The sequence below is a fragment of the Streptomyces sp. NPDC054961 genome (genome assembly GCF_053609145.1).
The window spans coordinates 54,258-62,062 of record NZ_JBSGWY010000048.1; the positions used below are offsets into that span (position 1 = coordinate 54,258).

9 protein-coding genes are annotated in these 7,805 nt (G+C 73.2%); 4 read left to right on the top strand and 5 right to left on the bottom strand.

The genetic code is table 11. The features are described 5' to 3' along the window. Positions 1 to 188: 188 nt before the first annotated feature. Positions 189 to 1,394, bottom strand: coding sequence for an NAD(P)/FAD-dependent oxidoreductase (locus tag ACWF9Z_RS31300; RefSeq protein WP_453607763.1), 1,206 nt, complete (start codon positions 1,392 to 1,394; stop codon positions 189 to 191). Positions 1,395 to 1,657: 263 nt separating this feature from the next. Here ACWF9Z_RS31300 and ACWF9Z_RS31305 point away from each other — a divergent pair, with 263 nt between their 5' ends. Continuing rightward, the gene (locus tag ACWF9Z_RS31305) at positions 1,658 to 2,323 is read left to right on the top strand and encodes a hypothetical protein (protein ID WP_453607766.1); all 666 of its coding nucleotides are present in this window, start codon (positions 1,658 to 1,660) and stop codon (positions 2,321 to 2,323) included. A 76-nt stretch (positions 2,324 to 2,399) separates the two neighbouring features. On the opposite strand, the gene ACWF9Z_RS31310 is transcribed toward ACWF9Z_RS31305, so the two are convergent. Beyond that, complete coding sequence (locus ACWF9Z_RS31310; protein WP_453607769.1) at positions 2,400 to 2,846, bottom strand: N-acetyltransferase family protein; 447 nt, start codon at positions 2,844 to 2,846, stop codon at positions 2,400 to 2,402. Positions 2,847 to 3,031: 185 nt separating this feature from the next. Between ACWF9Z_RS31310 and ACWF9Z_RS31315 the strand changes: the two genes are divergently transcribed. Next, the gene (locus ACWF9Z_RS31315; protein WP_453607771.1) at positions 3,032 to 3,556 is read left to right on the top strand and encodes a GNAT family N-acetyltransferase; all 525 of its coding nucleotides are present in this window, start codon (positions 3,032 to 3,034) and stop codon (positions 3,554 to 3,556) included. 55 nt (positions 3,557 to 3,611) lie between these two features. Here ACWF9Z_RS31315 and ACWF9Z_RS31320 read toward each other — a convergent pair whose 3' ends face one another. The 3 genes from ACWF9Z_RS31320 to ACWF9Z_RS31330 all read right to left on the bottom strand — a co-directional run bounded on the left by ACWF9Z_RS31320 (position 3,612) and on the right by ACWF9Z_RS31330 (position 5,799). Next, positions 3,612 to 3,980, bottom strand: a complete 369-nt coding sequence (locus tag ACWF9Z_RS31320; RefSeq protein ID WP_453607774.1) for a hypothetical protein — start codon at positions 3,978 to 3,980, stop codon at positions 3,612 to 3,614. 172 nt (positions 3,981 to 4,152) lie between these two features. Then, complete coding sequence (locus ACWF9Z_RS31325) at positions 4,153 to 5,208, bottom strand: NAD-dependent epimerase/dehydratase family protein (RefSeq protein WP_453607777.1); 1,056 nt, start codon at positions 5,206 to 5,208, stop codon at positions 4,153 to 4,155. A gap of 267 nt (positions 5,209 to 5,475) precedes the next feature. After that, positions 5,476 to 5,799 (bottom strand): plasmid stabilization protein, encoded by a 324-nt coding sequence (locus tag ACWF9Z_RS31330; protein ID WP_453607779.1) that lies wholly within the window; start codon positions 5,797 to 5,799, stop codon positions 5,476 to 5,478. A 650-nt stretch (positions 5,800 to 6,449) separates the two neighbouring features. Between ACWF9Z_RS31330 and ACWF9Z_RS31335 the strand changes: the two genes are divergently transcribed. Both ACWF9Z_RS31335 and ACWF9Z_RS31340 read left to right on the top strand, forming a co-directional pair. After that, positions 6,450 to 6,992, top strand: coding sequence for a hypothetical protein (locus ACWF9Z_RS31335; protein ID WP_453607781.1), 543 nt, complete (start codon positions 6,450 to 6,452; stop codon positions 6,990 to 6,992). Positions 6,993 to 6,994: 2 nt separating this feature from the next. Further along, the gene (locus ACWF9Z_RS31340; RefSeq protein ID WP_453607784.1) at positions 6,995 to 7,684 is read left to right on the top strand and encodes a hypothetical protein; all 690 of its coding nucleotides are present in this window, start codon (positions 6,995 to 6,997) and stop codon (positions 7,682 to 7,684) included. Positions 7,685 to 7,805: the final 121 nt, after the last annotated feature.

A 7,805-nucleotide genomic window follows, 5' to 3' on the forward strand; every position in this document is an offset into this window, starting at 1 on the left:
CGGATCGGTCGCGCGGGCGGTCACCGGGTCGGTCGCGCGGCCGGTCACGTCCCGGCCCTCCCCCTTCGCGGCGGCCGGCTCCTCGCCGGCGGCCTGCAGACGGTCGTCCACAGCAAGTTCCCCTTCCCTGAGGACCGTTCGGTCCGATCGTCCGTCCCGGTGCGTCCGAGCGTAGGACACCACCCGTGCTAAGCCGGCTGTTCGGCCACGGCCGGCGCCTCGCCGCGCCGGGCCTCCAGGAGCTGGCCGCGCTTCGCACCTCCCGAGACCCGGTGCAAGCCGTACGAACCGGGCTTGCCGGCCTCGCCGGCCAGGTGCTTGACGGTGCCGCTGCACACGAACTCCTTCAGCTTCGCGCCAGGGCGGCCATCGATCGTGAACCACAGCGCGACGTCGTCCCGGTGGGCGAACTGGAAGATGCCGTCGCCCCGGCCCAGGCTGATGCACTGGCCGGCGAACACCTGGTTGAGGTTCGAGGGCCGCTCGCCCGCGATCCGGCTGAGTACCGTGTCGGCGGCCCGCGCGCCCATCGGCATCGCGGACTGGCAGCTCATCCGCAGCGGCAGGCCCGACGGCGCCGCCGAGTCGCCGGCCGCGACGATACGTACGTCGTCCACGCTCGTCAGCGTCTCGTCCGTGAGCAGGCGGCCCAGCGCGTCGGTGCTCAGCCCGCTGCGCACGGCCAGGTCCGGCACGCCGAACCCGGCGGTCCAGACGGTCACTTCGCTCGACAGCTCGCGGCCGCCGCCGAGCCGCACGGCACGGCGGGTCACTGCGGTCACCCTGGCCTCGGGGCCGTCGAGCACGGTCACCCCGAGCCGGGCCAGCCGCTTGGCGACCGAGCGCCGTCCCCGGGGGTGCAGGTACGGGCCGAGCTCCCCGCCACAGACCAGCGTCACGGCGCGGCCCGCCTCCGCCAGTTCGGCGGCGGTCTCGATGCCGGTCGGGCCGGCTCCGACCACGGTCACGCGGCCCGTCACGGGCGTGGCGTCGAGGACCGGGCGCAGCCGCGCCGCCTCCTCAAGACTGGCGATCGGGTAGGCGAACTCGGCGGCTCCGGGCACGCGCGGGTCGGCGCTGCCGCTGCCGACCGCGTAGATCAGGTAGTCGTAGCCGACCGTGCCGCCGGCCTCGAGCGTCAGGCTGCGCGCGGCCGCGTCGATCCGCACGACGGAGTCCACCACCAGCCGGACTCCCTCGCCGATGACCTCCCGGTACGCGACGACCGCGTCGTCGGACCCGCCCACCAGCTGGTGCAGGCGGATCCGCTCGACGAAGTCCGGACGCGGGTTGATCAGCGTCACCGTGACGTCGTCGCGCTGTGTCAGCCGGTTGGCGGCCATGACGCCGGCGTATCCGCCGCCGATCACGATCACTTCGGTGTTCTTGGTCATGGTGTCGTCTCCTTCGTTCCTGGGTTCGGGCACAAGACACCGCACGGCCGGCCGCTGTGACACGGTGTGGCGCACGTCACAGGAGCGGCCCCGAGGAGCGGGGCGGCGTGCGGCGGCGTCCGGGACGGTGAGGGGCCCCGGGGGCGGCGACGCCCGTCCGTCGACGGTCGCGAGGGGCTTGTGACTTGAACGCGTTCAAGTCATCATGGGCCGGGGGCCTTCAGCCGGTCGTCCCTCGAGCCGAGTGAAGCGGGGCAGCGGCAGTGAGCACGGGCCGATGGCTACGGATGTGCCTGCAGCGGTACGTCGTCACCGCCCTTCTCGGCGGGACGGCCGCGGCCTTGGTGCTGCCGGTCCTGGGAGCCGACCCCTTCGGCGAGTCGCTCGCCACGGGAATGACGATGGTGCTGGTGGGGGTACCCCTCCTCACCCTCGCGACCATGTTCGTGATCGTCCTGCTGGCCGGCCGGCGCTTCGAACCGCCGACCGGCGGTGCCCAGAGGATCCGAGGGGGCTGGATGGTCGTGCTCCCGCTGGCCCCGCTCCTGCCGATCGGGCTGTTCGCCCCTCTCCAGGGTCTGATCGTGCTGGGCACCCAGCTCGTCTACGTCGTCTTCGTACTGCCGTGCCAGGACGCCAGGGACACGGCGGACGTCCTGCGTTCGCTGGCCGACCCGGCCGTCCCGGCCGGGGAGCGGGCCCGGACGGCGCGTGCGGTGGGAGAACTGCGCACCAGGCCGGTGGTGGAGGCGCTGATGGGCGCCACGGCCGATGCCGAGCCCGAACTCGCCGAAGCGGCCCTGGAGACGCTCTGCGCCATCTGGCGCCGGGACGGTGTCATCGGCGAGGACCTGCTGCGCAGGCTTTCCGCGGAGGCCCAGGAGCAGGTCCGCGCCCTCGGCGGCGTCAAGGTCCGCAGCCCCTGGTGAGCGGTCCGGGCGCCGTCACGCCGGCGGCCGGGCACCGGCCCGGGCGCACGCCTGCCCTGCCTGCCTGCCTGCCTGCCTACCTCAGGTCGGACGCCTCGCCCGGCGGGCGCACCATGAAGACATCGACCGGATCCTGGGTTTCCACCACGAAACCGTGCCGTTCGTACAGCCTCCGGGCGGCACTGCCCTGGAGGACGTTCAGGCGGACGGTCACACCCCGGGCGTCGGCCCGGGCGAGCAGCGTGCGCAGGACGGCCGAGCCGAGGCCGCGGCCCTGGTGGCCCGGCGCGAGGTAGAAGTGCTCCAGCCACTGCCCGTCCCGGGCGGGGCGCACGGTGACACACCCGGCCAGCTCGCCGTCCTTCTCGATGACCGACGTGTATGGCGGGGAGAGGGAGTCACGCAGCCGCTGTCGTACCCGGTGTTCGTCGAAACGGCCCAGACGCTCCAGGTCCTCCCGCATGACCACGGCCCGCAGTTCCGCGATCACTTCGACGTCCGCCGGCTCCGTGGAACGCAGCACCCACCCCGAGGGGTCAACGGGAGCAGCCCCGCTCCGCTCGGACACGGACCTCGTTCCGCCTGACCCCACCCACTCGACCATGATCGGAGTATCTCAGCCGTCGGCCGTGACCGACCGGGACCCTGCCCGGCCGACGGGCTCCGCGGGCAGCCGTGACCAGATGATCGGACTGTTATCGTCCGGGTATGCCCGAGCTCATCTTCCCCACCCCCCGGCTACAGGCCTCCTGGCTCGCCTCCCGTGAGGAGTGGGGGGACGACGCCCCCATGGACGGGGCGGGTCTCGGCTCCGATGACGACGTGGAGAGCGCGGAGGGCTTCGCGGCCTGGGTGGAGCGACTGCACGGGTACGCCGACCGAACGCTGCCGATCGAGCAGGGACGGGTCCACGCCACGTACTGGTGGATCGCCGAGGGCGACACCTATCTGGGCGCCATCGACCTGCGCCATTACCTGAACGCGTTCCTGGTCGACGCGGGCGGACACATCGGCTACAGCGTCCGGCCCTCCGCGCGGCGGCGCGGACTGGCCACCTGGGCGCTGGGCTCGGTCCTGTACGAGGCCCGGCTGCTCGGGATGGACCGGGTCCTGCTCACCTGCGACCCGGACAACGAGGCGTCGGTACGCACGATCGAGGGGAAGGGCGGCGTGCTGGAGGACGTCCGCGAGACCCTGATCGGTCCCAAGCGGCGGTACTGGATCGACCTGTGAGACCGGTCGGTCCGACCGACGCCGGTCACACGGACGCCGGTCACACGGACATCGGTCACACGGACGTGAAGACGTCCTCGCGGGCTTCGTCGAGGATGAAGCCGTTGTCGAGGCGGACCCGGACCGTCACCCGGAGCCGCTGCGCCTGGTAGGCGATCCACTCCGGTTCCAGGGAACCGACCTTCTCCTCGAGCTGCCTCTTGCTCTCGGGGGGCATCTCGTGGCCGAAGGCGTCGAGGAGCGACTTGAGGCGCTCGTACTCACGGGCTTCTTCGCTCTGGTGCTCGTGCTCCACCACCCGTTCGACGGTGCCCTCGATGCCCGCCGCGAGGGACAGGGACGCGGCGACGTGCCCCGGTGAAGTCGGGGAGTCCCCCGCCGTGGCCACCCAATCGGTCAGCCTGGTGTCCGTCGCCAGCTTCACTCGCTGGCCTTCTTTCAGCGCCATCGCTTCTTCCACTCCCACTCGGTCGCATCCCACTCGGTCGCAGCTGCTCACTCGGTGGCGAGGGTAGTGGAGAGCTCCCGGCGGAATCGTCGACGGGGCTCCGGGAGGCGGGCCCGGGGGACGTCATCCGCGCCGGCGGCGTCCCCGTTCACGCGGCCAGGGGCACGGTGGCCATGCCCGCGCCGTCGCGCAGGCCCTCGAGGAACTCCTCCACCGCTTGGACCGCCGTGTGCCGGGGCTCCCACGCGAGTGCGGTGCGGGCGCGGGCGCAGTCCATCAGCGGGAGGCGCAGGACCGCGTCGAAGAGGTCGGGCGACGCGGGGACCAGGTGGAGCCGCCACGCGGCGGCCAGCGCCGTGCGGACCGACGCCGTGGGAACGGCGAACCGGCGGGCGTGCAGCAGGCCGGCGAGCGCTTCGGCGTCGAGGGGCCGGTCGGCCGCCAGGTTGAAGGGGCCCCGCACCCGCCGGATCACGGCGGCCAGGTAGGCGGCTGCCGCGTCGTCCGTGTGCAGGGCCTGGAACCGCAGTCCCGGCAGGTCAGGGACCCCGGGGATCAGCCCGGGGCGCACCAGCCGGCCGGGCAGGAGGCGGCCCGCGAAGATCCTGCGCTGCTCGGACGCCGAGGTGCGCTTGAACAGGAAGGCCGGCCGCATGCGCACGACCCTGACATCGGGGTGCGACGGCTCGAACGCGTCGAGTACGCGCTCCAGGTAGGCCTTCTCCCGGGTGTACGCGGCCTGGGGCCAGCCGTGCGTGGGCCACGATTCGTCCACCGCACGGTCCGCGGCGCCCGGGGTCTCCTGGGGGCCGGGTGAATAGGCGCCGACGGAGGAGGCGTGGACCAGGGCGGGCACGCCCGCGGCGGCCACCGCCTCGAAGACGCGCAGGCTGCCCAGCACGTTGGTCTGCCAGGTCTGGGCGGGATCGTGGGTCGGCTGGAACATCCACGCCAGGTGGACGACCGCGTCCGCTCCGGCGAAGAGCCGTACCAGGTCGGAGCCGTCGGGCCCGATGTCGGCGGCCGCCCAGGTGGTCTTCGCGGGCGTCCACGGCGGGATCCGCCGGGCCAGGCCGAGGACGGAGGCGACGGCAGGGCTGTCGGCGCAGGCCTGGACCACACTGGTGCCGACGTTTCCGGTGGCGCCGACCACCACGACCCGCAGGCCGTCTTCGCGGGGCGGCAGGGATCCGGGACGGTTCATGGCGGGGTCCTCCTCGCTGTGCCGGAGCGCATCGCCGGGCGGTCGGCCCGGGCGTACCGCGCCTACCCGGCGGGCCTCACGGGACGGCCGGGCTCGGGCGGGCTGGGGCGGGGCCGGGCGGGCCGTTGCGTCCGCAGCCCCCGCCCGTCCCGTCCCGTTGGGCGCGCGTCGCGCCCGGGACACGGCCCCGTCGCAGCCGGGAGGCCGGACCGTGCCCCGGTTCCAGGACTTCGCGGGGCCGTTCCTCGGAACGGTCCCGCGGAGCGGTCAGTGGCCGAGGGCGCGCTTGAGCTCCGCCTTGTCCATCGCCGAGCGGCCCTTGATGCCGCGCTGCCGGGCCTCGTTGTACAGCTGATCCTTCGTCGGCCCCTGCGCACCGCTGTGCGAGCGCTGCCCCCCGCGCCGGGACGAGGACATGTCCTGGAGGGAAGAACGGCTGGCGGTCTTCGACTCGCCGGCGCGGGCGCGCTCCTTGTTCACCGTGCGGGCGGCGATCTCCTTGGCCTGCTCGGGGCTCTCACCCCGCCGTTCGGCGCTCTCCTTGATGTGCTCGTACTGGCGTTCACGCTTGGGACTGGATCCGCGCGGCATGGTGGCTCCCTGGCTGGTCGGCTCGCCGGACGGGCGTGGGTGCAAACGATCGAGTCGGGTCGGGTCGGGTCGGGTCGGGTCGGGTCGGGTCGGGTCGGGTCGGGTCGATCAATGACGCTCCCTCCCCGCCGGGGCGCCGCCTTCATCGGCGTCCGGGGTCCGTCGGGTGGGAGCCCCGGGGCCCCCATCCGGACGCCGGCGCTCGTCGGGACGGCTCCCTGAGCGACCTCCGGACCCGCCGCCGCCGTCTCCGGCACGGCCCTCTCCCACGACCGCCTCGTCGGCGGCCCGGCGTGCCTCCCCGTCACCGCTCTCGCCGACCGCCTCCGACGGCGGGGTCGGAGTCGGGGCCGGGGTGCGGCGCCGCGCCCGTTCGCTCTCACTCGCGTCCATCAGGGATGCCCTTCCGTTCGTCTGCGGTGGCGGCCCGTCGGTGGACCGCGTGGGTAGCCGCGGGCCGTCCACCCTGGTCGTCGGCCGTCCCACGGCACTGCCCGTCGTCTCCCCTGGGCGCCTAACCCGCGGCGGCGAGCTCAAACCCCGGCCATGATCCGCGCCTGGACCCGGAGCCTCATGGGTTTGCCCGGTGTCAACCAGGGCAGCCGCGTCAACGAAGCCAACGAGCCAGAGCCCCCGGGACGAGGCCAGAGATGTCAACCAACGTACTGATAGCCATCATCGTCGTGGCGGCGATCGTCGTGATCGCGCTGACGGTCACGCTGTGGATGCTGGCCCGACGCCGTCACCTGCGTGAACGATTCGGACCCGAATACGAACGTACCGTCGCGGAACAGGGCGACAAGCGGTCCGCCGAGCGTGACCTGCGCGCCCGTGAGGAGCGGTACGACCAGCTCGAGATCAAGGAGCTGCCGCCGGAACGCCGGCAGCAGTACGCGGACAAGTGGACTGCCGTACAGCAGCAGTTCGTGGACCGGCCCGATGCCTCCGTGGCCGAGGCCGACGAGCTCCTGACCCTGCTGATGGGTGAGCGCGGTTACCCCACCGACGGGTACCAGGGGCAACTGCGGGACCTGTCCGTGGAGCACGGCCGCACGCTGGAGGAGTACCGGTCCGCCCATGCGGTCAAGGTGCGCAGCGGCGCGGGAGAGGCGACGACAGAGGAGCTCCGGGGGGCGATGGTCCACTACCGCACCCTGTTCGAGGAGCTGCTCGCCGACCGGAGGAGCCGATGATCATGCCGAACCATGAGGACGAGGCGGGACGGGCGCCCGAGCCCGTCCTGACGACGGAAGACCTGGCGCGTCCCGCGCCCGCACGCGAGGACGCGGCCCTCTACCCGGGCGAGGCCACGGGCGAACGGGACCGGCGGGACCGCTCGCCGCAGGACGCGGGGATGCGGTCCGGGACGGACCCGGGAACGCGGTCGGACCCGGGAACGCGGTCGGACCCGGATGCGGCGTCGGACCGGAATGCAGTGGCGGACCGGGACGCGGTGGCGGACCGGGACGCGATGGCGGACCGGGACGCGATGGCGGGGCCCGGACGCGAAGGCATCGGTCAGCAGTCCCGTGGGCTGGAGACGGACCCCGACCGTGAATCCACACCGCGGGACCGTGAACCCGCACCGCGGCAGGAGTCCGGACCCGGGGCCGACGACGAATCGCTCCTGGGCGCCGCGGAGGCGGATCGCTACCGCACCACCTGGAACCAGATCCAGGGCCGGTTCGTGGACGAGCCGCGCGAAGCGGTCCGGGCCGCGGACACCCTGGTGGCCGAGGTCATGCAGGCATTCGCCGGGTCTCTCGCCGAACACCGGAGCGGGCTGGAGAAGCAGTGGGACCACGGCGAGCAGGTGGCCACCGAGGACCTGCGACAGGCCCTGCGCGCCTACCGCTCGCTGGTCAACCGGCTGCTCGACACCTGAGCGGCGGGGAGCAGGAAGCAGCAGGGAGCAGGGAGTTGCTGAGCCGGGCGCGCCTACCCTTCAACGGGTGAACCAGTTGATGTCCCGCGCGTCCCAGATCCCCCAGACCGCCGCGCCCGCC